Origin of the sequence: Proteus alimentorum, assembly GCF_002607735.1 — a bacterium.
GTDB lineage: Bacteria > Pseudomonadota > Gammaproteobacteria > Enterobacterales > Enterobacteriaceae > Proteus > Proteus alimentorum.
Window position 1 is genome coordinate 196,228 of record NZ_NBVR01000024.1, and the last position, 26,360, is coordinate 222,587.

General features: G+C 39.4%; 19 protein-coding genes. 12 read left to right on the forward strand and 7 right to left on the reverse strand.

Going from position 1 to position 26,360, the window contains the following annotated elements:
• Window positions 1-13: 13 nt before the first annotated feature.
• Window positions 14-1,168, reverse strand: coding sequence for a methionine adenosyltransferase (metK, locus tag B6258_RS07820; RefSeq protein ID WP_099074788.1), 1,155 nt, complete (start codon window positions 1,166-1,168; stop codon window positions 14-16).
• Between the two features lie 688 nt (window positions 1,169-1,856).
• Between metK and speA the strand changes: the two genes are divergently transcribed.
• Together speA and speB are read left to right on the forward strand one after the other, a co-directional pair.
• Window positions 1,857-3,764, forward strand: coding sequence for a biosynthetic arginine decarboxylase (gene speA / locus B6258_RS07825; protein WP_099074789.1), 1,908 nt, complete (start codon window positions 1,857-1,859; stop codon window positions 3,762-3,764).
• 103 nt (window positions 3,765-3,867) lie between these two features.
• Complete coding sequence (speB, locus tag B6258_RS07830; protein WP_036912424.1) at window positions 3,868-4,788, forward strand: agmatinase; 921 nt, start codon at window positions 3,868-3,870, stop codon at window positions 4,786-4,788.
• 101 nt (window positions 4,789-4,889) lie between these two features.
• On the opposite strand, the gene mutH is transcribed toward speB, so the two are convergent.
• The 6 genes from mutH to leuA all read right to left on the reverse strand — a co-directional run bounded on the left by mutH (window position 4,890) and on the right by leuA (window position 12,841).
• A complete protein-coding gene (mutH, locus tag B6258_RS07835; protein WP_099074790.1) occupies window positions 4,890-5,567 on the reverse strand; it encodes a DNA mismatch repair endonuclease MutH in 678 nt (225 codons plus the stop codon).
• Between the two features lie 623 nt (window positions 5,568-6,190).
• On the reverse strand, window positions 6,191-7,870 hold the full coding sequence (sgrR, locus tag B6258_RS07840) for an HTH-type transcriptional regulator SgrR (RefSeq protein ID WP_099074791.1): 1,680 nt from the start codon (window positions 7,868-7,870) through the stop codon (window positions 6,191-6,193).
• A 292-nt stretch (window positions 7,871-8,162) separates the two neighbouring features.
• A complete protein-coding gene (gene leuD, locus B6258_RS07845; RefSeq protein ID WP_099074792.1) occupies window positions 8,163-8,768 on the reverse strand; it encodes a 3-isopropylmalate dehydratase small subunit in 606 nt (201 codons plus the stop codon).
• Between the two features lie 8 nt (window positions 8,769-8,776).
• Entirely contained in the window at window positions 8,777-10,186 is a 1,410-nt protein-coding gene (gene leuC / locus B6258_RS07850; protein WP_099074793.1) for a 3-isopropylmalate dehydratase large subunit, read from the reverse strand.
• Window position 10,187: 1 nt separating this feature from the next.
• Entirely contained in the window at window positions 10,188-11,279 is a 1,092-nt protein-coding gene (gene leuB, locus B6258_RS07855) for a 3-isopropylmalate dehydrogenase (protein WP_099074794.1), read from the reverse strand.
• A gap of 2 nt (window positions 11,280-11,281) precedes the next feature.
• Window positions 11,282-12,841 carry a 2-isopropylmalate synthase gene (gene leuA / locus B6258_RS07860; protein WP_099074795.1) on the reverse strand — a complete coding sequence of 520 codons (1,560 nt, stop codon included), beginning with the start codon at window positions 12,839-12,841 and terminating at the stop codon, window positions 11,282-11,284.
• 869 nt (window positions 12,842-13,710) lie between these two features.
• On the opposite strand from leuA, the gene leuO reads away from it, so the two are divergent.
• The 10 genes from leuO to mraY all read left to right on the forward strand — a co-directional run bounded on the left by leuO (window position 13,711) and on the right by mraY (window position 26,360).
• Window positions 13,711-14,655, forward strand: coding sequence for a transcriptional regulator LeuO (gene leuO / locus B6258_RS07870; protein WP_099074796.1), 945 nt, complete (start codon window positions 13,711-13,713; stop codon window positions 14,653-14,655).
• 519 nt (window positions 14,656-15,174) lie between these two features.
• Window positions 15,175-16,980: an AMP-dependent synthetase/ligase gene (locus tag B6258_RS07875; protein WP_099074797.1), complete on the forward strand. Its 1,806-nt coding sequence runs from the start codon at window positions 15,175-15,177 to the stop codon at window positions 16,978-16,980.
• 223 nt (window positions 16,981-17,203) lie between these two features.
• On the forward strand, window positions 17,204-18,211 hold the full coding sequence (gene cra, locus B6258_RS07880) for a catabolite repressor/activator (protein ID WP_075670767.1): 1,008 nt from the start codon (window positions 17,204-17,206) through the stop codon (window positions 18,209-18,211).
• Window positions 18,212-18,895: 684 nt separating this feature from the next.
• The gene (gene mraZ / locus B6258_RS07885) at window positions 18,896-19,354 is read left to right on the forward strand and encodes a division/cell wall cluster transcriptional repressor MraZ (protein WP_069367686.1); all 459 of its coding nucleotides are present in this window, start codon (window positions 18,896-18,898) and stop codon (window positions 19,352-19,354) included.
• A 3-nt stretch (window positions 19,355-19,357) separates the two neighbouring features.
• Entirely contained in the window at window positions 19,358-20,305 is a 948-nt protein-coding gene (gene rsmH, locus B6258_RS07890; protein ID WP_099074798.1) for a 16S rRNA (cytosine(1402)-N(4))-methyltransferase RsmH, read from the forward strand.
• On the forward strand, window positions 20,306-20,623 hold the full coding sequence (gene ftsL / locus B6258_RS07895; protein WP_023581490.1) for a cell division protein FtsL: 318 nt from the start codon (window positions 20,306-20,308) through the stop codon (window positions 20,621-20,623).
• Window positions 20,624-20,634: 11 nt separating this feature from the next.
• Window positions 20,635-22,431, forward strand: coding sequence for a peptidoglycan glycosyltransferase FtsI (gene ftsI / locus B6258_RS07900; RefSeq protein WP_099074799.1), 1,797 nt, complete (start codon window positions 20,635-20,637; stop codon window positions 22,429-22,431).
• Window positions 22,418-23,905 (forward strand): UDP-N-acetylmuramoyl-L-alanyl-D-glutamate--2,6-diaminopimelate ligase, encoded by a 1,488-nt coding sequence (gene murE, locus B6258_RS07905; protein WP_099074800.1) that lies wholly within the window; start codon window positions 22,418-22,420, stop codon window positions 23,903-23,905. The genes ftsI and murE overlap by 14 nt, the downstream gene beginning before the upstream one ends.
• Window positions 23,902-25,284 (forward strand): UDP-N-acetylmuramoyl-tripeptide--D-alanyl-D-alanine ligase, encoded by a 1,383-nt coding sequence (murF, locus tag B6258_RS07910; RefSeq protein ID WP_099074801.1) that lies wholly within the window; start codon window positions 23,902-23,904, stop codon window positions 25,282-25,284. The genes murE and murF overlap by 4 nt, the downstream gene beginning before the upstream one ends.
• Window positions 25,278-26,360: a phospho-N-acetylmuramoyl-pentapeptide-transferase gene (mraY, locus tag B6258_RS07915; RefSeq protein WP_023581493.1), complete on the forward strand. Its 1,083-nt coding sequence runs from the start codon at window positions 25,278-25,280 to the stop codon at window positions 26,358-26,360. The genes murF and mraY overlap by 7 nt, the downstream gene beginning before the upstream one ends.

A 26,360-nucleotide genomic window follows, 5' to 3' on the forward strand; every position in this document is an offset into this window, starting at 1 on the left:
TATGGCAAGAGACTTATTTTAAGCCAGCTGCTTCACGTAAGATTTCAGCTTTATCTGTTGCTTCCCACGGGAATTCAGGACGCCCGAAGTGACCGTAAGCTGCCGTTTTTTGGTAGATTGGGTGCAGTAAATCTAACATTTGAATTAATCCATAAGGACGTAAGTCAAAGAATTCACGCACTAACAGGATCAGTTGTGCTGTTGGGACTTTTTCAGTACCAAATGTTTCTACCATAATTGATGTTGGCTCTGCCACACCGATTGCGTAAGAAACTTGGATTTCACAACGATCAGCTAAACCTGCTGCAACGATGTTTTTCGCAACATAACGAGCAGCATAAGCTGCTGAACGGTCAACTTTCGATGGATCTTTACCAGAGAAAGCGCCACCGCCATGGCGAGCCATGCCGCCGTAAGTATCGACAATGATTTTACGACCGGTTAAACCACAGTCACCCATTGGTCCACCGATAACAAAACGACCTGTTGGATTGATGAAATATTTAGTTTGTTCATTTAACCACTCTGCTGGCAGAACGGGTTTAATGATCTCTTCCATCACCGCTTCATGCAGATCGTTTTGTGAAATATCTTCAGAATGCTGAGTTGATAATACAACCGCATCAATACCAACAACTTTATTGTTGTCATATTGGAAGGTAATTTGGCTTTTCGCATCAGGGCGTAACCAAGGTAAAGTCCCACTTTTACGAACTTGTGCTTGGCGTTGAACTAAGCGATGAGCATAAGTAATTGGAGCAGGCATTAATACGTCAGTTTCGTTGGTTGCATAACCAAACATTAAACCTTGGTCGCCAGCGCCTTGTTCTAATGGATTTGCACGGTCAACACCTTGGTTGATATCAGGAGATTGTTTACCAATCGCACTGATAACTGCGCAGGAATTAGCATCAAAGCCCATGTCGGAACTGGTGTAGCCGATTTCACGAACAGTGTTACGTGTAATTTCTTCGATATCGACCCAAGCTTTGGTGGTAATTTCTCCGCCTACCATAACCATGCCTGTCTTAACGTAAGTTTCGCAGGCAACGCGTGCTTTTGGATCTTGTTCTAAAATTGCATCCAAAACAGCATCAGAAATCTGATCTGCAATTTTATCTGGATGACCTTCTGAGACTGATTCAGAAGTAAAAAGGTGTGTAGTCATTATATTTCGTTACCTTAATACAAACGGTTTAAGGATGGATGTTTTAACATCTAGACGTCTATTTTATGACTCTTCTCTCTTTAATTCCAGCTTTTTTTAATCAAATATAGGGGGAAAGCAGAATCAAACAGTTAATCTTATTTTTGCTACCCGTTATTTTTATGTTGAGAAAATCGCGATTAGAGAAAAAAGCGTTTTTTGTACTTTTTGCTTTGCATTTTTAACTAACTAAAGGTATAACCACGCGGTTACTGTGAAATCTGAACACAGTGTAAACCGCAGGATTTTTGATCCTGTTTCTCTGTTAGGGAAATGGCTTATAGGTTTAAGCCATGTGTGGAGTGAATGGGTAATGATCCATTGTCTGCAGGTTAGTTTTTTCAAAAACCAAAACAGTACTCGCCAATACTATACACGTAGTATATCTAGAGTAATTTCCTCTTTGAGCTCTTTCTCTTTAGAGCGAAGTTGTCTGTTACTTGCCAATAGGTGATTGTGTTAACCCGTTATAAGTTAACTCAAGCACTTTCTACTATTATGTCCTGCGTATAGCTGGATAATCCTATAAAAATATATAGTGAGTCATAACTTCCAACTGTTATTTATCAGTCGTTTCAGATTTTTGTCAGATAATTGACTACTATAGTGACAGGCAAGGTATAAACTCATACTCCCTAAGGAGAATGTCATGAATGATAACATCGCTCGTAAGATGCAGCAGACCTATAATATTGCATATTGGGGGGGCGGTTACTATTTAGCGAATAATCGGGGAAATATTAGTGTTTGTCCTAATCCTGATGTTCCTGATGCAACGTTTGATTTAACTGAGCTGGTTAAACGAGTTCAAGAAGAGCAATCACATCTGCGCTTACCTGCGCTTTTTTGCTTTCCTCAAATATTACAACATCGTTTACGCTCAATTAATGCTGCATTTCATCGCGCGCGTGAATCTTACGGCTATAAAGGTGATTACTTTTTGGTTTATCCGATTAAAGTAAACCAACAACGTCGTGTTATTGAGTCATTAGTGAATGCAGGTGAGCCTTTAGGTTTAGAGGCGGGCTCTAAAGCAGAATTAATGGCAGTACTTGCTCATGCCAATATGACAAGTTCTGTGATTGTGTGTAATGGCTATAAAGACCGTGAATATATTCGTTTAGCACTCACTGGTGAAAAACTTGGGCATAAAGTTTTCTTAGTCATTGAGAAAATGTCTGAGATTAAAATGGTTCTTGAAGAAGCTGAACGTTTAGAAGTTATTCCACGTTTAGGCGTTCGCGCTCGTCTTGCTTCTCAAGGATCAGGCAAATGGCAGGCCAGTGGTGGTGAAAAATCAAAATTTGGTTTAGCCGCGACTCAAGTTCTGCAATTAATTGATATGTTACGCCAAGCGAACCGTTTAGATAGCTTGCAATTACTGCATTTCCATTTGGGATCACAAATGGCGAATATCCGTGATATCGCAACCGGTGTTCGTGAATCTGCACGCTTCTATGTTGAACTGCACAAATTAGGCGTAAATATTCAGTATTTCGATGTGGGTGGTGGTTTAGGTGTGGATTATGAAGGTACACGCTCACAATCTGATTGCTCTGTTAACTATGGCCTTAATGAATATGCCAATAACGTTATTTGGGCGATTGGTGACGCATGTGATGAAAACGATTTACCACATCCAACGGTTATTACTGAATCAGGTCGAGCATTAACGGCACACCATACCGTATTAATTTCTAATGTGATTGGTGTTGAACGTAATGAATTTACAGCAATTACTCCCCCTGAAGATGATGCTGCAAGACCGATTGCAAGCCTTTGGGAAACATGGGAAGAGATGCAAACTAAGGGGCATAGCCGTTCATTACGTGAATGGTTACATGATAGCCAATTAGACTTACACGATGTGCATACTCAATATGTTCACGGCATGTTAAGCCTGACAGAGCGTGCATGGGCAGAAGAGCTGTATTTGAATATCTGTCGTCGTATTCAGTACGATTTAGATCCGAGTAATCGTGCTCATCGTCCTATTATTGATGAGTTACAAGAACGTATGTCAGATAAGTTCTATGTTAACTTCTCACTGTTCCAATCTTTACCTGATGCATGGGGTATCGACCAGTTATTCCCTGTATTACCGATAGAAGGGTTAGATAAACCGCTTGATCGTCGCGCAGTGTTACTCGATATCACTTGTGACTCAGATGGTATTATTGACCATTATGTTGATGGTGATGGTGTTGAAACAACAATGCCGATGCCAGCTTATGATCCTGAATATCCACCCATGATCGGTTTCTTTATGGTAGGGGCTTATCAGGAAATTTTAGGCAATATGCATAACTTATTTGGTGATACAGCAGCTGTTGACGTTTACCTTGATGAGAAAGGTAATCTGACTTACGTACAAAGTGAAGAGGGCGATACGGTTGCTGATATGCTCCAGTACGTTAAGTTAAACCCTACCGTGCTGTTAGATCGTTTCCGTACCCAAGTAAAAAATGCACAGTTAGATAAAGCGTTACAAGAGCAATTCCTGACTGAATTTGAAAGTGGTTTATACGGTTATACGTATCTGGAAGAAGAAGAGTAATTCTTAGCATTTCCAATGCAAGAGTGATGTTTTTAAACATCACTCTTTATCTATCATATTGATTGTATGTTGCTTATTTTAAATAAGTAACAGAGGTAATAGCATGAAAAATAGTACGTTAGGTAATGAGACTGATAATTCATTGATCTCTAATGCATTTGGTTTTTTACGTTTTCCATTGAATTTTCAGCCTTACAGCAGTGATGCAGATTGGGTTATTACGGGTGTGCCTTTTGATATGGCAACATCAGGTCGTGCAGGAACTCGTCATGGGCCAGGCGCTATTCGTCAAATCTCAACGAATTTAGCGTGGGAAGGTAACCGTTGGCCGTGGGATTTCGATATGCGTGAACGTTTAAGCGTTGTCGATTGTGGTGACTTAGTCTTTAACTTTGGTGATGCACAGGATATGAGCGATAAATTACAAGCTCATACAGAGAAGTTATTAGCGGCAGGTAAAAAATGTTTAACCTTTGGTGGTGACCATTTTGTCACATTACCTTTATTACGCGCCCATGCAAAACACTTTGGTAAAATGGCATTAGTGCATTTTGATGCGCATACCGATACTTATGGTAATGGCAGTAAATTTGACCACGGTACCATGTTCTTCCATGCACCAAATGAAGGATTAATCGATCCTAACCACTCTGTTCAAATTGGTATTCGTACTGATCATGACAGTGATAATGGTTTCACTGTATTGGATGCTGCGCAAGTTAACGATCGCGGTGTGACTGATCTCGTTGATCAGATAAAAGGCATTGTTGGTGATTTACCTGTTTACCTAACTTTTGATATTGATTGTCTTGATCCTGCATTTGCACCAGGAACAGGCACACCAGTTGTAGGCGGTTTAACAACAGATAAAGCACTGAAAATTTTACGCGCATTACAACCGTTAAATATTGTCGGTATGGATTTAGTTGAAGTTTCTCCAGCTTACGATCAATCAGATATTACCGCACTTGCAGGGGCAACTATTGCTCTGGATATGTTATATCTGCAAGCAGCCAAAAAATAATTTCTGTTAACCCCAGAAAATAAAGACAAAGCGATATCTGTTAGGTATCGCTTTTTTGTATTTTATCTATATACAGATTGAGTATTTTTGAGGGATAAAAACTAAAGTTGAAAATAACGGGCAAGTAGGGGGGCTGTAAAATTCTTTTTTAAATAGAAGCCTCTGGGTAAGGTCATAATACGTTGTCCATTTTCGCCAATAGCTTCTGTTAATGCTTTACTGTTCGCGGCTTTTGGGCGGATTTGTAAGACTTGTCCGTGGCGTGCGGTAATGCTTTCTACTTTGCCTAACACAATCATATCCATTAGCTCTTCCCAATCATGACGTAATAGTTCTTCTTCCGTCCTATTAGGGCTCCAAAGTAACGGAGAGGCGACGCGACGTTGTGCTAATGGTATTCCCCTTTCTCCTTCAACAGGCACCCATAACACTTTTGAGAGTTTACGTTTTACATGGCTATTTTCCCATGTAATACCACTGTTTCCGGTTAATGCTGCGACACAGACAAACGTCGTTTCTAAAGGCATACCAAATCTATCAATGGGAATTGTTTTGAGTTCAATACCCAATTCACTGAAGTCTTGCTCTGGTTTGCTGCCTGCACTTGCACCTAAATAATATTCCAACAACATACCTACCCAGCCTTTATCTCTTTTAAGATCCATTGGGATAGGAAGTTGTGCAAAAGCGGCAAGTTCACCAAAAGTATAACCCGCAAGCGCTTTTGCTCGCTCTAATAAAACATGTTCATTTTCGGGTGCAACTGGTGGCGTAAACATACTTATCATCTTCTTGTATAAATAATAGACAGAAAAAACAGGTTGTTGATAACGTATTTAGCTTTATTTTATTTAAATTATAATAGCATGATATATCATCATTTTTTTGAGTTAATTCGCCAATTGAAATTTATAATTTCAAGTTGTGCACGGTTATCCTGAAATCATAAACAGGCTTTTACACTAGGTTATCCACAGCTTTATGGGATAACTCACAGAAAGTGAGATCACTGTTCTGATTTACAGCCTTGACTTTTGCAGATATTTGCCAAAATTATCCTATTTTGTCTAACTAATCGGCATAACCTGTGGATAAAACACCCCGAGTCTATTTTTTGTACGATTTAAGCGCGAGGGGGTTTTAATTGTTTTATCCAATCGCTGAAATAGGCATTGAAATTTAGCTACTAATTTGAATTATAAGTGATATTTTAAAATTTGTATCAACAGCTTTTCTAACAATACAAAAACTATACCCTGATTATCTCACTCTTTTTCACATAGATATCCACAGAAAAAGTGAATAAATCCCCTGAGCGTTTATATGGGTGTTTATAACTTTCAAGGTTTCTGTGAATTAACGCAAATAATGGCCAATTTGAATACTGAAAAGAGACAATAACCTATTTTAACCTTGGTGTATCGATATCAGGTGTAAACCACGCTGATTTAAAATCAAACCAGCCAAAAGTATTCATTTTGACGCCGCGTATGGTTCTCTGGCCTTGTAGCTCGAGTAAATGGTGAAATAGAGGATAAAGCCAAATATCTTGTGTTAGCTGGCGACACCACTCTTCGAGTGGCAACGATTTTTGATGCCATAATGTGAGCTCTTGTGAAAACGAGTTTCCTAAACATTGGTGAAAGAGGGGTAATTCATAAAGAGCAGCAAAAATTGAGAACTCTAAAGGTTTGTAAAAATTCACTGTCGCTAACCAAATATCACTATTAGCTTCACCGTAATACCATTGTTCATAATCAAGTATTTGAATGGTCAGTTCAATATCATACTGAGATAAAATATTTTTGATTAAATCGGCAATAGTGCTGTATTCATGATGCTCTTTATAAAGCGTGACAGTTAGTTTTGTTAATGAGTCAGGTTTGGAATGTTGGCGGATTAATTTACTGTGATGCCAATGAAGTAATAATCCATAAGCAGGAGACCAATGGCGTTGATAGAATGGATCACAATGCGTCAGCATATTAACCGGTGTTAACACGCTGCTTAACCATTCTCTTATTTCAGTCTGCTGGCACTGCTTTGAGCGACTATCATAGAGCAGAAAATAACATCCTTCCTCTTTACGGCTTTCTAGTGGATCTTTATTGGTATCGTCATCTGTTAAATGAATCGTTGAACAGACCATTTTGTTATTTAGTTCAGGAACGACCCAAATATCAATTTCATCTAATAATGCCCGTAAGCCAAAATAGCGATTAAAGGCTTTGATTTGCAACTTATGTTTATCATTAGCGATAACTTGATAAGCGCCTGTACCAATAGGGCGTTGTGCAAAAGAGGGGAGTGATGCCCATTCTTGCGGCAAAATAACGGCTTGTGGACTCCCTAATAACGTTGCAAATTGCTTATCTGCTTCGCTTAAAAAAATATCGAGCACATAAGGTTGAGGTGAGGAAATTTGTTCTATATGTGCATAAAGAGGGTTGCAGTGTTTCATTCTTATTAAAGATGTGCTGATATCTTCAAGAGTGAGCTCACGACCATGATGGAAATAGATAGAAGGACGTAAATAAAATCGCCAATGTTGCTCTGTGATCATTTGCCAATGATGAGCTAATTCAGCTTCGACTTCCCCATTTTCCTCTTTTAAATGGACTAATGAGTTAAATATTTGACTCATTAAATGCAATTCAGAGCGTCTTAGTGGTGTTCCCGGTAATAAATTATGAAAGGGGCGATAATAAATAATACGCAGAAGTTGTTGATTCGGATGAAAACTTTTTTCAATTTGTGAAAGCACCATTTGGCGGACAGAATCTTTATCACCCATCAGCGCGACAAGCTTTTCTATATCATTTTCTTCTATCAGCCTTTCAGCGCGATTTTGCTGGATCTCAAGTGCATTAGAATGAAAAATAAGCGTGGATTTTTTACCTCGACCGACTTCTGCTTGCCAATTTATCCAACCTATTTCTTGCATCTTATTTAATAAAGAGCGGACATGACGACGTGTGCAATGCAGGGTTTGCGCTAATTCTTGTAACGTTGTTTCAGTTGTTTTTCCCTGAAAGGCTTGCCATAAGCGAATAAATTGTAACTCTAAGCGGGCAGAGGTCATAAAAGAGGAAATCCCTTGATAAAGTGATCAATTTTAATTTCCTTATATTAGACCGATAATGTCTGTGTTTAAAGTTAGCTCTCATGTTAGTTATCGCAAATTACGAATACTGACAGACTCCCCCATTTGAGCATTCGGTGATTACCGGCCAGTGATGATTAATCACTGGCTTTTTTATGGGTTATTTATAGGAATCGTTTTGTTGGCGTAAAAAAAAGCCGTAAACGAATTTACGGCAAGAATGACAAAGTAAACATCACAGAAAGTAGAAGAAGGTGAAAATTTGTTTGAGTTAGCGCATAAAGGCGGGTTGTTTGGCCTCGTAAGCACTAATATCATCTTGGTGTTGTAGCGTTAATCCAATGCTGTCTAATCCTTCAATCATGCAATGGCGGCGAAATGTGTCGATTTCAAAAGAGAAATGTAATTCACCCGCTCTGACCTCTTGTGCGACTAAATCTACGGTAATGGGGGTACCAGCATGTTCTTTTACGCAATCAAATAATTGTGAGACTTCATCATCACTTAATTTGATTGGCAATAATTGATTGTTAAATGAATTCCCGTAAAAAATATCAGCAAAACTGGGGGCGATAACGGCGTGAAAACCATAATCAGTTAATGCCCATGGTGCGTGTTCACGAGATGATCCACAACCAAAGTTTTCTCGTGCTAATAAAATAGAAGCACCTTGGTAAACTGGCTGATTTAAAATAAATGCAGGATTAGGCTGAGTGCCTTCATCATCCAAAAAACGCCAATCATGAAACAGGTGTTTACCAAAGCCAGTGCGCGTTACTTTCTGCAAAAATTGCTTAGGAATAATGGCGTCGGTATCCACATTTGCCGCATCTAAAGGAACCGCAATACCCGTGTGTTGAGTAAATTTATTCATCATGTTCTCCTTTAAGATGCCACTGCAAATGTACGAATGTCTGCAAAATGACCATTAATCGCAGCCGCTGCTGCCATTGCAGGGCTGACTAAGTGTGTTCGACCACCACGACCTTGGCGGCCTTCAAAGTTACGGTTGCTGGTGGATGCGCAGCGCTCACCCGGATTTAATCGGTCGTTATTCATGGCTAAACACATTGAACAGCCCGGTAAGCGCCATTCAAAACCTGCTTCAATAAAGATTTTATCTAAGCCTTCAGCCTCCGCTTGGGCTTTAACCGGCCCTGATCCCGGAACCACTATCGCTTGAACATGAGACGCAACTTTATGGCCTTTTGCAATTTCAGCAGCAGCTCGTAAATCTTCAATACGAGAGTTTGTACAAGAGCCAATAAAGACTTTATCGATAGCGACATCCGTTAAGTTAACACCTTCACTTAATCCCATATACGCCAAGGCTTTTTCAGCAGAAGCGCGTTCCACGGGATCATTAAAGCTATTTAATAATGGGACTATTTGATCAATCGCAATAACTTGCCCTGGGTTGGTACCCCATGTGACTTGTGGTGCAATCTCTGCTGCATTAATAGTGACGGTGGCATCGAAAATTGCATCATTATCAGACTTTAAGGTTCTCCAATAAGTGACGGCTTCATCCCATGATTGACCTGTGGGCGCAAATTGACGCCCTTTTAAGTAGTCAAAAGTGGTGTCATCAGGTGCGACTAAACCCGCTTTAGCGCCCATCTCAATCGCCATGTTACATAAGGTCATTCGACCTTCCATGCTTAAGGCTTCAATAGCTTCGCCTGTAAATTCAACGATATAGCCTGTACCACCTGCGCTGCCTAATTTGCCGATAATGGCTAATACGATATCTTTTGCTGTGATCCCAATGGCTGTTTTACCTTGAACTTCGATTTTTAATGTTTTAGCTCGAGACTGTTTTAAGGTCTGAGTTGCTAAAACATGTTCAACTTCTGAAGTACCGATCCCGAAAGCTAATGAACCAAAAGCACCATGAGTTGCCGTATGTGAATCACCGCAAACAATCGTCATTCCCGGTAAGGTTAAGCCTTGCTCTGGTCCCATTACGTGAACAATTCCTTGATAAGGATGGTTTAAGTCATACAGCGTGACACCAAATTCTTGGCAATTTTTCATCAACTCTTGCATTTGAATTCTTGCCATATCACCACAAGCATTAATGTCTTTAGTTCGTGTTGATACGTTGTGATCCATCGTTGCAAAGGTTTTATTCGGTTGACGAACAGGGCGGCCTTTTGTTCTTAATCCATCAAAGGCTTGAGGTGATGTTACTTCATGCACTAAATGTCGATCGATATACAAAATGGGTGTTTCATCACTCACTTCTCTGACAACATGTGCATCATAAATTTTTTGATATAATGTTTTACCCATGTTATGCCCCTTCGTGAATAAATTGAGCGATACGATCACCCATTTCGGCGGTTGTGATTGCGTTACCATCACCCGCTAAATCTGCGGTGCGATAGCCTTTTGCTAATACTTGTGTGATAGCCTCTTCAATGGCTTGAGCTGCATTATCTTCATTAAAGCTATAACGTAATAACAGTGCCGCAGACAGAATTTGTGCAATAGGGTTGGCGATGTTTTTACCTGCGATATCAGGGGCTGAACCGCCTGCGGGTTCATATAAACCAAAGCGTTCTTCGTTAACACTGGCAGAGGGTAACATTCCCATAGAACCGGTGATCATGGCGCATTCATCAGATAAAATATCGCCAAAAATATTGGAGCACAGCAACACATCAAACTGAGATGGATCTTTAATTAACTGCATTGTTGCGTTATCGATATACATATGTTGGATTTCAACATCTGGGTATTCTTTTGCGATCCCTGTGACAACTTCACGCCATAAAATAGAGCTTTGTAATACGTTAGCTTTATCAATTGAGGTTACTTTATGGCGGCGCTTACGTGCCGATTCAAACGCAAAGCGTGCAATACGTTCAATCTCATAACGATGATAAATTTCAGTATCAAAAGCACGCTCTTGTGCGCCTTCACCTTCACGACCTTTAGGCTGTCCGAAATAGATACCGCCTGTTAATTCACGTACACATAAAATATCAAAACCACGCTGTGCAATATCAGCGCGTAATGGACAGTAGGCTTCTAAACCTTCATATAAGCGAGCAGGGCGTAAATTACAGAACAATTTAAAATGCTTGCGTAATGGCAATAAAGCACCGCGCTCTGGCTGTTCATTTGCGGGTAAATGTTCCCATTTAGGTCCACCGACAGAACCAAATAAAATCGCATCAGCTTGTTCACAACCGGCTAAGGTAGCTGCGGGCAACGGAGTGCCATGATTATCAATGGCAATGCCACCGATATCGTATTCTTTTGTTGTGATATTGAGTGAGAAGCGCTCACTAACGGCCTTCATCACTTTTTGTGCTTGAGCCATGACTTCAGGGCCAATACCATCTCCGGGTAATACTGCAATATGATAATTTTTTGACATAATTAAATCGCTTCTTGTGTTGTATGTTGTTTGCGTTTTTCTATTTCGACTTGCTCTGAGCGCCAAATGCTATTAATAACGTGGATCATGGCATTTGCTGATGAACCTACGATGTCAGTTTCTAAACCCATTCCATGAAATTTACGTCCTTGATATTCAACGACGATATCAACTTGACCTAAGGCATCTCGGCCTTCACCTTTAGCGGTTAATTGGTAAGTGACTAATTTCAATGGATAACCTGTTGCGCGAGAGATAGCTTGATAAACCGCATCGACGGGACCATTTCCCGTTGCCGCTTCAGTAATTTCTTTATCACCATGAGTAATGCTGACACTTGCCGTAGCAACGGTTGATGAGCCAGATTGAGTATTAAAATAATTCATTACAAACTCATCAGGCTCTTGTTGCTGTTGTCCCATAAATGCCAAAGCTTCCAAATCATAATCAAAGACTTGGCCTTTCTTATCAGCCAAACGTAAGAAAGCAGAATATAAAGTATCCAAGTTATAATCTGTTTCGCGATAACCCATCTCTTCCATGCGGTGTTTAACTGCAGCACGACCTGAGCGAGAAGTTAAATTCAATTGCACTTCTTTTAATCCGATCGATTCCGGCGTCATGATTTCGTAGGTTTCTCGGTTCTTCAAAACGCCATCTTGGTGAATACCTGATGAATGCGCGAATGCATTGGAGCCAACAACAGATTTATTAGCATGAATTGGCGTATTACATAATTGGCTGACTAATTGACTGGTACGATAAATTTCTTTGTGATTAATCCGCGTCTGAACATTCATCATTTGTTCACGGACTTTTATTGCCATAATGACTTCTTCTAATGCGCAGTTACCTGCTCGCTCACCTAAGCCATTAATGGTTCCTTCTACTTGTCTTGCACCTGCTTGTACTGCGGTAATTGAGTTCGCGACCGCCATGCCCAAATCGTCATGACAGTGAACAGAAATAATAGCTTTATCAATATTGGGAACTCGCTCAAACAAGTTGGTGATAATGCCACCAAACTGATAAGGCGTTGTATAACCTACAGTATCTGGAATATTAATGGTGGTTGCGCCAGCATTAATGGCGCTTTCAACAATTCGACATAAATTATCGATATGAGTACGGCCTGCATCTTCGCAAGAAAACTCCACATCATCGGTATAGCGACGAGCTCGTTTTATTGAGTTCACGCCCATTTCAATAATATCTTCGAATGATTTCTTCAATTTATGTTCAGCATGCAATGCCGAGGTTGCCAAGAATACGTGGATACGAAAAGCCTCTGCGACGTTTAAAGATTCTGCTGCAACATCAATATCGTTATCAACACAGCGAGCTAATGCACAAATACGGCTATTTTTGATTTCGCGTGCAATGGTTTGTACGGATTCAAAATCACCAGGAGAAGAAACAGGAAAGCCCGCTTCAATGATATCCACACCTAAACGTTCTAAAGCGTAAGCAATTTGTAACTTCTCTTTTACGCTTAAGCTCGCCTGCAATGCTTGTTCGCCATCTCTTAATGTGGTATCAAAAATAATCACGTCATTGCTCATAATCTGTTCCTTACTCTTTTTATTTGCTGTTTGCGCTCTCCCAGGTATAAAAAAACCCGCGACTAGCGCGGGTTTTCTCTCTAAGGGCAGGTGTGTTTCACTTTTTACCCATAAGCCGACCGCGCATAAAAATTGCGAGTAGTAGTAGGCTTGATAGTAAAATTGCGTTTAACATGAAACATCCTTAGATAAGTTCTCAATAATCTGTATTTATTGATACCTAATACCAATAAAGATGTCAAGCATTGGAATTTATTAATTCATTTATCAATGTTATCTATAAATTTTTTATAGTGATTCTGACTAATATCTAAATTTTTACTAATGATTATAACTATCAAGCATTCATTGATTGGGTTAATGTTCCATACGTTGTTTAAAAAAGAGTGAAATGAAAAATTAAACAATTGTTTGCTGTTTTTTTGATCAGCCGGTTGATAGGGAAAAAAGAGGGTGTTAGGGAGGAGATGATTGATAAATGAGAGCAACGTTTTGAATGTAAGAATAAAAATCATTGTATTATAAAAGATAATAGATATTGAATACCTATTTTAGGAATGAAAGTACATTATTTTATTATGATTTTTATCATACTTTGTTTTATTATTTGCAAGGCAGAAGATAAAACAGGTTGTAAAATATATTGATATAATCATTTTCTATACATGTAATTTTAATGTCAAATTTCATTATTTATATGAAATATGTTTTTTTATTGATATCAAACTTATGTGGTTAGTTATATGCATGGATGATGAATAATAAATTTTAATAAATAGTTTAAGTAATAGTTAAGGTCTATCTATTATTAACAATATCTCTGTTAATAATATTTATTTAGCTATTATGATAACATAGTGGAGTAAGAAATGACGGATTACACATCAGCAACAGTTACCACCAGAGAATCAACAGATATGCATTTACGTAATGTTGATCTTAATTTATTAACGGTATTTGATGCTGTTATGCAAATGCAAAATGTTACCCGTGCTGCACAAGTATTGGGCATGTCACAACCCGCAGTAAGTAATGCTGTATCTCGCCTTAAAGTTATGTTTAATGACGAATTATTTGTTCGCTATGGACGCGGTATTCAACCTACATTAAGAGCTAAACAACTTTTTGGTCCAGTAAGACAAGCTTTACAATTAGTTCATAACGAGCTTCCCGGAGCAGGATTTGAACCAGAACAAAGTGAGCGTATATTTAATTTATCTATTTGTAGTCCTCTAGATATAAAACTAGCTCCCAAAATAGTTGAACAAATTGAGAATGAAACACCAAATATTAACGTTAATATTAAGTCTTATTTAAATAGCAATATAGAACACCAATTAAAATATCAAGAAGTTGAATTCTTTATTAGCTATAAGGAATTTGAAAAGTCTGAATTTCATTCACAACCACTATTTAATGACGAAGTTGTTTTGGTTGTTTCTAATAAACATCCTCGTATTAAAGAGAGTGTGACTCAAGAAATGTTATTAAATGAGCAACATTCCATTGTTTCTTTAGATGATATTGGTTCATTTAGTACGCTTTATTATAAAAATACTCATTTAGAAGATTTAATCACTTATCAAGGGACAGATTTAAATAGTGTATTAAATATTGTATCTAGAACTTATTTGGTCGCTATTGCACCGAGATGGTTAGTTGAGAATTATTCTGAGCAATTAGATATTAAAGCAGTGTCGTTACCTTGGGAAAAAACAGATCGTCCATGTTACTTGATCTGGCATGAGTCAACAGCGCGTGATAAAGGCCACTTATGGATGAGAAATTTATTAAGTAAAGTTTGTCAAAACTAGAGTGTTTTTGCTCATAATTAGTATTTATTACTAATTATGCAGAAATAGTGGCAGATAACGTTAGTTATTCGGCTAATGACCAAAATGGTGTTTATGCAGTTAGGTAAACTAAATTGGGTTACTGTCACTATTTTTGCCCTTTCTTTGTAATAATGACTCTTATTCGTGTTATTACTTTGTTAAACCTATTTTTTTGCAATAATATCTCCTTTTTATATTGTCATTGATTAAGTTATGACAATTACCTATTGTTATTTATCCGCTTTTCTTTTCGGCTTTCCATAAAAAATAAGATCATAATATTTATTTTTCTCACTGTAATGAGATAGCCTTTTCTGACAAAACTTTTCATAACTCACAATTTTACAAATTTATGTAAAATTGAATTCCTTTATTTTGGTGGATCACTTAGACTTTTATTCGAGTCAGCGAACATGTGTAAGCTGAAATTGTAAGAGAGGCATTTTCTCCATTTCGATTTCATATCACGGTCGCTTTTCCATAAATAGCAGGAAAATTATGATAACTAATAATAATCTTCATGATTATCATATAATTAGAAGATTGCAGATGCAGTTTTTGCACAGCAGGAATAAAATTGCTTATCGTCAGTGGGATGCTAAGCGCAATATTGAAATGTCATGGGCGTTAGTTGAAAAGAAAACACACGCACTCTCAAATGCATTGTTAGAAATGGGTGTGAATGTTCAAGAAAACATTGGGATCTTTTCTCAAAACACCATTGATTGGACTTTGGCTGATATTGCTTCTTTGCAACTACGTGCAGTAACTGTTCCTCTTTATGCAACAAGCAGTGTTGAACAAGCCGCTTACATTTTAAATGATGCGAATATTCGCATTCTTTTTGTTGGCGACCAAAAGCAATACGATATTGTTTCTGAATTATTAGCGTTATGCCCTCAGCTTGAACATATTATTGTGTTTAACTCCGATGTTGTGTTAAACGAAAATATACCGTCATGTTATCTGGAAAATTTAATTAACTCGTTGCAATTTCAGCATGATGACGTATTAAAACAACGTATTAATGAATGCAGTTTAGATGATCTGTTTACGCTGATTTATACATCAGGAACCACAGGTGAGCCTAAAGGCGTTATGCTTGACTATACAAGTCTGGCATCACAGCTTTATCTACATGATGAGCGTCTCTCATTATCTGATAAAGATGTTTCGCTCTGTTTTTTACCTCTTTCTCACGTTTTTGAACGCGCGTGGAGCTTCTATGTGATGCACACAGGCGCGGTTAACGTGTATTTAACAGACACTCATGCTGTCAGAGAGGCAATGAGTGCAGTTAAACCTACTGTGATGTGTGCTGTTCCTCGCTTTTATGAAAAAGTGTATAGCGCTATTCAAGATAAAGTGTCTCAAGCTTCAGTGTTTCGTCAATTTATCTTTAAATGGGCGATAAAACAGGGTGAAAAACAGCGTGAAGCACAACTGAATCAGCGTCAACTGGGCTTTATTTCCCGCTTATGTTATCGCTTTGCAGATAAAAAAGTGTTAAATCCATTGCGTCAAATCTTAGGTGGCCGAGTTCGTTTTTTACCCGCGGCAGGGGCTCGTTTAGATGATGCAGTGATCCGCTTCTTCTTAGCTGTCGGTATTAATATTAAATATGGCTATGGTATGACAGAAACCTGCGCCACAGTTTCATGTTGGGAAGATAACAAATATAAGTTAGGTTCTATTGGTACGCCATTGCCGGGCGTTGAAGTGCGTATTGGTGCAGAAAACGAAATCCAAGTACGTGGCAGCATTGTCATGAAAGGGTATTTCAATAAGCCTGAAGATACGGCGGCCGCTTTTACCGAAGATGGATGGTTACGCACTGGAGACGCAGGCGCACTTGATAGTGATGGCATGTTATTTATCACGGAACGTTTAAAAGATTTAATGAAAACGTCAAATGGTAAATACATTGCGCCACAAATGATCGAAGGAACATTAGGACAAGACCGCTTTATTGAGCATATTGCGGTGATCGCAGATACACGTAAATTTGTTTCTGCACTTATCGTACCTTGTTTTGATGCATTAGAAGAACACGCGCGTGCATTAAATTTAAAATATCAAGATCGTATGGAATTACTGCGTCATACTAAAATTAAAGAGCTATTTGATGAACGTTTACGTGAAATGCAAAAAAACTTTGCAAGTTTTCATCAAGTTAAGCGCTTTACTCTTCTTGCTGAAGGCTTTTCAATGGAATCGGGTGAATTAACACCAACATTGAAACTTCGCCGTAAAATCATTTTTGAACGCTACCGAAATGAAATCGAATTAATGTATCAAGATTAATTTTCATTGATGAAAAAGCATCTATAGGGTGCTTTTTTCTTTTGAAATTACTTATTGATAGATAACGATGATTGAAATAATTGATAAAAGACATATACGGAAACGTTGACGCATACGGTTTTATCAGTAAATTGTGTTAAAATACAAACTCAGATCAGCATGATGACTGAAATTCATAGCAATATGTAATAAATAACACATTTAATAATTAAAAGAGGCTAATGTGAAACTGGATGAAATCGCCCGCTTGGCTGGTGTTTCACGAACAACAGCAAGTTATGTCATTAATGGTAAAGCGAAACAGTACCGTGTAAGTGACAAGACTGTTGAAAAAGTGATGGCGGTGGTCAGAGAGCATAATTACCACCCGAACGCTGTTGCCGCGGGATTACGTGCTGGTCGTACGCGTTCTATTGGTTTGGTCATTCCTGATTTGGAAAATACCAGTTATACCAGGATCGCAAATTACCTTGAACGACAAGCGCGTCAACGTGGTTATCAATTACTGATCGCCTGTTCAGAAGACCAACCAGACAACGAAATTCGTTGTGTTGAGCACTTACTGCAACGTCAAGTTGATGCCATTATTGTTTCAACAGCATTGCCACCAGAGCATCCTTTCTATCAGCGTTGGGCAAATCGCTCATTACCGATTATTGCGTTAGACCGAGCATTAGAAAGTGAACATTTTATCAGTGTTGTTGGTGATGACTTAGAAGATGCCAAAATGCTGGCAACAGAATTAAAAGCATTTCCTTCGCAATCTGTACTCTATTTAGGCGCACTTCCTGAACTTTCTGTGAGTTTTTTACGTGAACAAGGTTTCCGTAATGTATGGAAAGATGATCCTAGAGAAGTCACCTACCTATATGCTAATAGCTATGAACGAGAAGCTGCTGCGGCTGCTTTTTCTGAATGGTTAAATAACAATCCAATGCCTGATGCGTTATTCACGACCTCTTTTGCTTTACTACAAGGGGTTATGGATGTGACATTACAACGTAGTGGTCGTTTACCAACGCAATTGGTTATTGCGACTTTTGGTGATCATGAATTATTGGATTTCCTTGAATGTCCGGTTTTATCTGTCGCTCAACGACATCGTGATATTGCAGAACGTGTATTAGAACTTGTTCTTGCGAGTCTTGAAGAAGAACAAAAACCCCAAGCAGGAATTACACGTATTCGTCGTGATTTATGCCGCCGAGGTAGTTTGGGACGTGCACGTTAATTGATGTCACTCTGTTGGTAATTATTTGCATTTATACTCATCCCTGTTTTATTAAATTAAAACGGGGATGTTTTATTTGATTGAAGAATGTCGAATTGCTTAGAGAATATTAAATTTGAGATTAATCTTAAGACTTTTTTTACTATTTCTCTCGTTTTATTAAGTTAGTAGATTAAATTTTGACATACCCATAAGTGATATTGCTTAAATTTAATAAGTAATTAATTTTGTTTTGGGAAACTTAAGAAAAAAATAAATAACTATCTTCATGATATTGAATTATTTTTTTTCGTCTTACTATTTTTATTTATATAAAATTAACCTCAAATTATTATGTTGGCTAAAGGTAAATGAACTGCAATAAATTAGTTTTTTATAATAAAAATCATGATTTACTCATTATGATTTCTTTATCTGGAATTCTTCCTTGTAATCGCTATAAATAATTACTTTTCGTGATTAAAAATAAAATTTGAAAAATAACCTCTATTAATCATAGTGTTAATATTTCTCTTTTCCTTTTTGTCGATAATTTAAACATTTCGGTGTGCCTATAAAATTACTGTAAATATAAATAAAGCTTCCTATATCTGGCTTGACAACGTTTTCATACCATCCGTAAACTCTATTTGTGGGGATTTGTGGGATAATGTGGTGTAAATTACAGGGCTGGGGGTAATGAGGATGTTTCGTGGAGCAACACTCGTTAATCTTGACAGCAAAGGGCGAATAACAGTTCCTTCCCGTTATCGAACAACGCTGAGTGAGATTTCTGAAGGTCAAATGGTTTGTACCATTGATCTCAATCAGCCATGTTTATTGCTTTATACCCTTCCAGAATGGGAAAAGATTGAGTTAAAATTAGCGGCTTTGTCCTCCATGAACCCTGCGGAACGTCGAGTCCAACGTTTGTTATTAGGTCACGCCAGCGAATGCCAAATGGATAGCGCAGGACGTCTTTTGTTAGCTAGCACGCTAAGACAGCATGCGGGGCTAACAAAAGAGGTCATGTTAGTCGGTCAATTCAATAAGTTTGAATTGTGGGATGAACAGGTCTGGTACAAACAGATCGAACAAGACATTGTAGCCGAGCAAACCTCACAGGAACCGTTATCGACACGACTATTGGATTTATCACTTTAAATAATGACAACAAATAATTTTAGTCATACCAGTGTATTGCTGGATGAAGCAGTGAATGGCCTGAATATTAAACCTTCAGGTATTTATATCGACGGAACATTTGGCCGCGGAGGTCACTCTCGTCTAATTTTATCGCAATTGGGTGAACAAGGTCGCTTGATTGCAATAGACCGAGATCCACAAGCCATCGCTGTTGCTAATGAAATTGATGATGCTCGATTTTCTATTATTCATGGGCCTTTTTCAGATATTGAACAGTATGTTAATGAGCTTGGTTTAGCTGGAAAAATTGACGGCGTATTACTGGATTTAGGTGTTTCTTCTCCTCAACTTGATGATCCTGAACGCGGCTTCTCTTTTATGCGCGATGGGCCTCTTGATATGCGTATGGACCCAACATCAGGGCAATCAGCCGCACAATGGCTGATGACAGCAGCAGAAGACGACATCACATGGGTACTAAAAACATTTGGTGAAGAACGCTTTGCTAAGCGTATTGCTCGCGCCATTGTTGCACGTAACAAAACAGAAGAGCCTTTGACTCGAACTAAGCAATTGGCTGATTTAATTAGCGATGCAAGCCCAGTAAAAGAGCGACATAAGCACCCCGCAACACGCAGTTTTCAGGCAATTCGCATCTATATCAATAGCGAATTAGATGAAATTGAAAAAGCATTAAAAGGTGCGGTTTCTGTTTTAGCACCCGCAGGACGTTTATCTGTAATTAGTTTCCATTCCTTGGAAGACCGATTAGTGAAGCGTTTTATTCGAGATGAGAGCAAGGGGCCTGTTGTTCCTGCGGGTATTCCTCTCACAGAAGCGCAGATAAAAGTGTTAGGAAGTGCTCGCTTATCGAGTATTCACAAGATGAAACCGACAGGCGTAGAAGTTGAAGAAAATCCACGGGCTCGAAGCTCTGTATTGCGTGTAGCACAACGTATTGAGGAATAAATGTCTACTGAACGACACTCACTACCAGGAGTTATAGGGCAGGATTTACTGCGTCATGGCAAATTACCTGTATGTTTACTGATTGCTGTGATTATTTCTGCGGTGTATGTCGTAACGACAGCACATAAGACACGTTTATTGACAGCAGAGAAAGAGCGTTTAGTGCTGGAGAAAAACGTATTGGAGATCGAATGGCGCAATCTCATTCTTGAAGAAAATGCACTGGCAGATCATAGCCGAGTAGAGCGTTTTTCAAGTGATAGTTTGGGGATGATCCATGTTGACCCAACAAAAGAGAATATCGTGGTTACTAAATAATTAAGGCAAGTATGAAATTTTCACGTTCGGCAAAAGCGAAAGCAAAGACAAAGTCAAATGCCAAACTACGCAAGCCTGAAGAAAAAACAGGATTTGTGAGTTGGCGTTTTGCGCTGCTTTGTGGTGGCATTGGTATCGCTTTAGCCGCGTTATTAATCCGTGTTGCCTATTTACAGATTATTAATCCCGATCCTCTTATTCGTGAAGGGGACATGCGTTCTCTACGTGTGCAAAAAGTTCCAACAGCAAGAGGCATGATCAGCGATAGAATGGGCAGACCTCTTGCCGTTAGTGTACCTGTTTTTGCCATTTGGGCCGATCCTAAAGTTGTTTTAGATGCTAATCCTGATATGACGGACTCTCGTTGGTTAGCACTTGCTGATGCACTGAAAGTGCCAGTGAATCAAATTGAGCAAAAAATTGTCGCAACGCCTTCCGCTCGTTTTATCTATTTGGCTCGCCAAGTGAATCCTGAAATTAGTGATTATATTAGTAAGCTAAAAATCACAGGGATTAATATGCGCCAAGAATCAAAACGCTATTATCCATCAGGTGAAGTAACCGCTCACATCATCGGTGTAACAAATATTGATGGTGATGGCATTGAAGGTGTTGAAAAAAGCTTTAACCAGTGGCTGACAGGTGCTCCCGGTGAGCGCGTTGTTCGTAAAGATGGTTTTAACCGTGTTATTGAGAATATCGCTCAAACAGATAGCCAAGCCGCTCATAACTTGATGTTAAGTATCGATGAACGTTTGCAATCTGTGGTTTATCGCGAATTAACCAATGCGGTTATTAAGAATAAAGCAGAGTCAGGAACCGCTGTTTTAGTTGATGTAAATACGGGGGAAGTACTGGCGATGGCAAACAGTCCATCGTACAACCCAAATAATTTAACGGGTACGCCTAAAGATGCGATGCGTAATCGTGCTATCACCGATATTTTTGAACCCGGTTCTACCGTAAAACCGATGGTTGTGATGAGTGCACTTCACAATCATATTATTCAAGAAAATAGTGTTATTAATACTGTTCCTTATCGTATTAGCGGACATCAGATAAAAGATGTGGCGTTATATCATGAGCTTTCGATAACAGGAATATTACAGAAATCGAGTAACGTGGGTGTTTCAAGACTGGCGTTAGCGATGCCCGCATCTGAGCTTGTGGATGTTTATTCACGATTTGGATTCGGGAAGCCAACTAACTTGGGGCTAGTTGGTGAAAGTAGTGGCATATTTCCAATAAAAAAACAACGGTGGTCCGATCTTGAAAGGGCCACCTTCTCATTCGGATATGGGCTAATGGTGACGCCGTTACAGTTAGCGCGTGTCTACGCAACGATTGGTAGTTTTGGTATTTATCGTCCTCTCTCTATTACGAAAGTTGACCCTCCTGTACCCGGAACACGAGTCTTCCCAGAACCTCTGATGAAAACTGTCGTGCATATGATGGAAAGCGTCGCATTACCTGGTGGGGGTGGTGTGAGTGCGGCAATTAAAGGTTATCGTGTTGCGATTAAAACAGGGACAGCGAAGAAAGTAGGGCCAGATGGAAAATATATCAATCAATATATCTCTTATGCGGCGGGTGTTGCACCTGCGAGTCGTCCTCGCTTTGCGTTGGTTGTGATAATCAATGAACCTAAAGCAGGTAAGTATTATGGGGGCGCAGTATCCGCACCGGTGTTTGGCTCAATTATGGGCGCGGTTTTACGCACAATGAACGTAGAACCTGATGCATTGACGCCAGACGATAAAAGTGAATTTGTAATTAAAAAAGAAGAGGATACAAGTGGCCGATCCTAACTTAAGTGACCTATTAGGGGCACTCGGGATACAAGCACCGTCATTGATGCTCAAAGACATGACACTCGACAGCCGAAAAGCGGCGAGCGGTGATCTTTTTATCGCCATTAAAGGTCATGAAACTGATGGTAGACGCTATATTCCTCAAGCAATTGCTCAAGGTGTTTCGGCGGTATTAGCGGAAGCACAAGATGTTGCAACGCATGGCGAAATCCGTGAAAGTCACGGTATTCCTGTTATTTATATTGATAATCTTAATGCAGAGTTATCAAAGTTAGCTGGACATTTTTATCATCAACCTGCGGAAAAGCTGAAACTGATTGGTGTTACTGGGACTAACGGAAAAACGACAACAACACAATTGTTAGCACAGTGGGCACAAGGTTTAGGTGAAACAAGTGCTGTGATGGGAACAGTAGGAAACGGGCTTTTGGGTCATGTTGTTCCTGCGATGAACACCACAGGATCTGCGGTTGATATTCAATTAGAGTTACAGCAATTATTAAATCAAGGCGCGACATTGACAGCGATGGAAGTTTCTTCTCATGGTTTAGTTCAAGGTCGCGTCAGTGCATTGCCTTTTGTGGCGAGTGTATTTACGAATTTAAGCCGTGATCATCTTGATTACCATGGTGATATGGCTAACTACGAAGAAGCAAAATGGTTACTGTTTTCCACTCATCACAGCGGTGAAAAAATCATTAATGCGGATGATGCCGTTGGTCAAAAATGGTTATCTCGTTTACCTGACGCAGTTGCCGTGACAATGGAAAATAAATTGCCACAAAATTGGCAGGGGCGTTTTGTTAAAACAACCCAGATTAATTATCATGATGCGGGTGCAACGATCCACTTTAGTTCTAGCTGGGGTGATGGTGAAATTGAAAGTCCACTGATGGGAGCTTTTAATGTCAGTAATCTTTTATGTGCTTTAGCGACATTATTGGCTCTTGAATATCCATTAGATGCCGTTATTAAGGCATCATCTTCACTCACCCCTGTTTGTGGTCGCATGGAAGTATTTAGTGCGGATAATCGCCCTACCGTTATTGTCGATTATGCCCATACTCCAGATGCTTTAGAAAAAGCACTTCAAGCTGCTCGTTTACACTGTACAGGTAAACTGTGGTGTGTATTTGGTTGTGGTGGAGATAGAGACAAAGGTAAGCGCCCACTAATGGGAGCAGTCGCAGAAGAGCTGGCGGATAAAGTCGTTATCACCGATGACAACCCTCGTAGTGAAGAGCCTCAAGCGATTATCCAAGATATTCTTTCGGGTTTAATGGATCCTGGTCGAGCGATTGCTATTGAAGGTCGTGCTGAAGCGGTCACTAACGTGATTATGCAAGCAGATACCAATGATATGATTTTAGTCGCAGGTAAAGGGCATGAAGATTATCAGTTGGTTGGCTCGCGTCGTCTTGATTATTCAGACAGATTAACCGTTGCTCGGTTATTGGGGGTGATAGCATGATCCCTCTGTCTTTAGAAAATATTGCACAAATTACCAAAGGCACATTGAGCCATATCGCTCAAAGCCAAGCAGATCAACTTATCATCAAATCGATTTCAACAGATAGCCGTAAAATTGATGAGGATTGCCTATTTATTGCATTAGCGGGTGAGCGTTTTGATGCTCATGATTTTATTGCTGATGTAAAAGAAAAGGGCGCTGCTGCTGTTTTAGTTAATCGTGAAATCGATGTCGATTGTCCACAACTCATTGTGAAAGATACCCATCTCGCAATGGGTGAGATTGCAGCACATATTCGTTCGCTAAGTCACGCCAAGATTGTTGCGCTGACAGGTTCTTCCGGAAAAACCTCCGTTAAAGAGATGACGGCTTCTATTTTGCGTTACTGTGGCGAAACCTTATATACCCATGGCAATTTAAATAACGATATTGGCGTACCTTTAACGCTTTTTCGTTTAACACCTGAACACCGTTTTGCGGTTATTGAGTTAGGTGCAAACCATATCGGTGAAATCGCCTATACCGTAAATATGGTAAAACCAGATAGTGCATTGGTAAACAACCTCTTTTCTGCACACATTGAAGGTTTTGGCTCTCTAGAAGGTATTGCTCAGGCAAAAGGTGAAATCTTTACACACTTAAAAGAGCAAGGTACAGCCATTATTAATCTTGATAGTAATGACTTACCTCTGTGGCAACATCATTTAAATGCGCGCCAAACACAATGGTCGTTCTCTTTATCAGCACAACGCAATGCAGATTTTTATCCTACTGAGATCGTTGTTAAGCAACTCACCACAAACTTCACCTTACACACACCAGAAGGTTGTGTGGACGTCACTCTTCCATTACCGGGTCGTCATAATATTGCGAATGCTTTAGCCGCAAGTGCTCTTGCGCTATCTGCTGGGGCGACGCTTGCAGATATTCGCCTTGGCTTATCGACATTAAAAGCGGTACCGGGAAGATTGTATCCTGTTGAATTAACGGCAGGGAAAATGGTGTTAGATGACACTTACAATGCGAACGATGGCTCGATGATTGCGGGTTTACAAGTGCTATCTCAATTACCAGGATATAAAATTTTTGTTGCAGGGGATATGGCTGAATTAGGCAAAGATTCAGAAAAATGTCACCGCGATGTTGGTCGTTTTGCTCACAATGCAGGTATTGATAGTGTCTTTACTGTTGGGCATCACAGCCATTTTATTAGTGATGAAAATCAAGGTGGTCAGCATTTTACATTTAAAGCCGACTTACTTGCTCAATTAATTCCATTATTACAGCAGCATGATGTTGTTTCAGTTTTAGTAAAAGGTTCACGAAGCTCCGCGATGGAAGATATCGTGAACGCATTAAAGGAGTGCTTTGAATGTTAGTTTGGCTAGCCGAATATTTGGTTAAATACCATACATTTTTTAATGTGTTTTCTTATCTGACATTCAGGGCGATTGTTGGTTTATTGACGGCATTAATTATTGCTTTGTGGATGGGGCCTCATCTCATCGCATGGTTACAAAAAATGCAAATTGGCCAAGTGGTTCGTAGTGAAGGCCCTGAGTCGCATTTTAGTAAACGTGGTACACCAACAATGGGCGGGATTATGATCCTGTTCTCTATCTCCATCTCTACACTATTATGGGCAAGATTAGACAATCCTTATGTTTGGTGTGTATTGCTGGTTTTAATTGGCTATGGCGTGATTGGTTTTGTTGATGATTATCGCAAAGTTGTTCGTAAAGATACCAAAGGCTTAATCGCACGTTGGAAATATTTCTGGCAATCCGTATTAGCACTTGTTGTGGCATTTAGTATGTATGCTATTGGTAAAGATACGCCAGCAACACAGTTAGTCGTGCCATTCTTTAAAGATGTCATGCCTCAATTGGGTATGCTTTACATCTTACTGGCTTATTTCGTTATTGTTGGAACAAGTAACGCGGTTAACTTAACCGATGGTTTAGATGGTTTAGCCATTATGCCAACCGTTTTTGTTGCTGCGGGTTTTGCATTAGTTGCATGGGCGACAGGTAACGTTAATTTTGCAAGCTACTTAAAAATTCCTTACTTGATGCATGCGGGGGAATTGGTGATTGTCTGTACCGCTATCGTTGGTGCAGGCCTAGGTTTCCTCTGGTTTAATACTTATCCAGCTCAAGTTTTTATGGGCGATGTCGGCTCGCTTGCATTAGGTGGCGCATTAGGAACGATTGCGGTGTTATTACGTCAAGAATTCTTATTAGTCATTATGGGGGGGGTGTTTGTTGTTGAAACACTCTCTGTAATTTTACAAGTCGGCTCATTTAAGTTGCGTGGTCAACGTATTTTCCGTATGGCTCCAATTCATCACCATTATGAATTAAAAGGTTGGCCTGAGCCCCGTGTTATTGTCCGTTTCTGGATCATCTCACTGATGTTAGTGCTTATTGGTCTGGCGACATTAAAGGTACGTTAA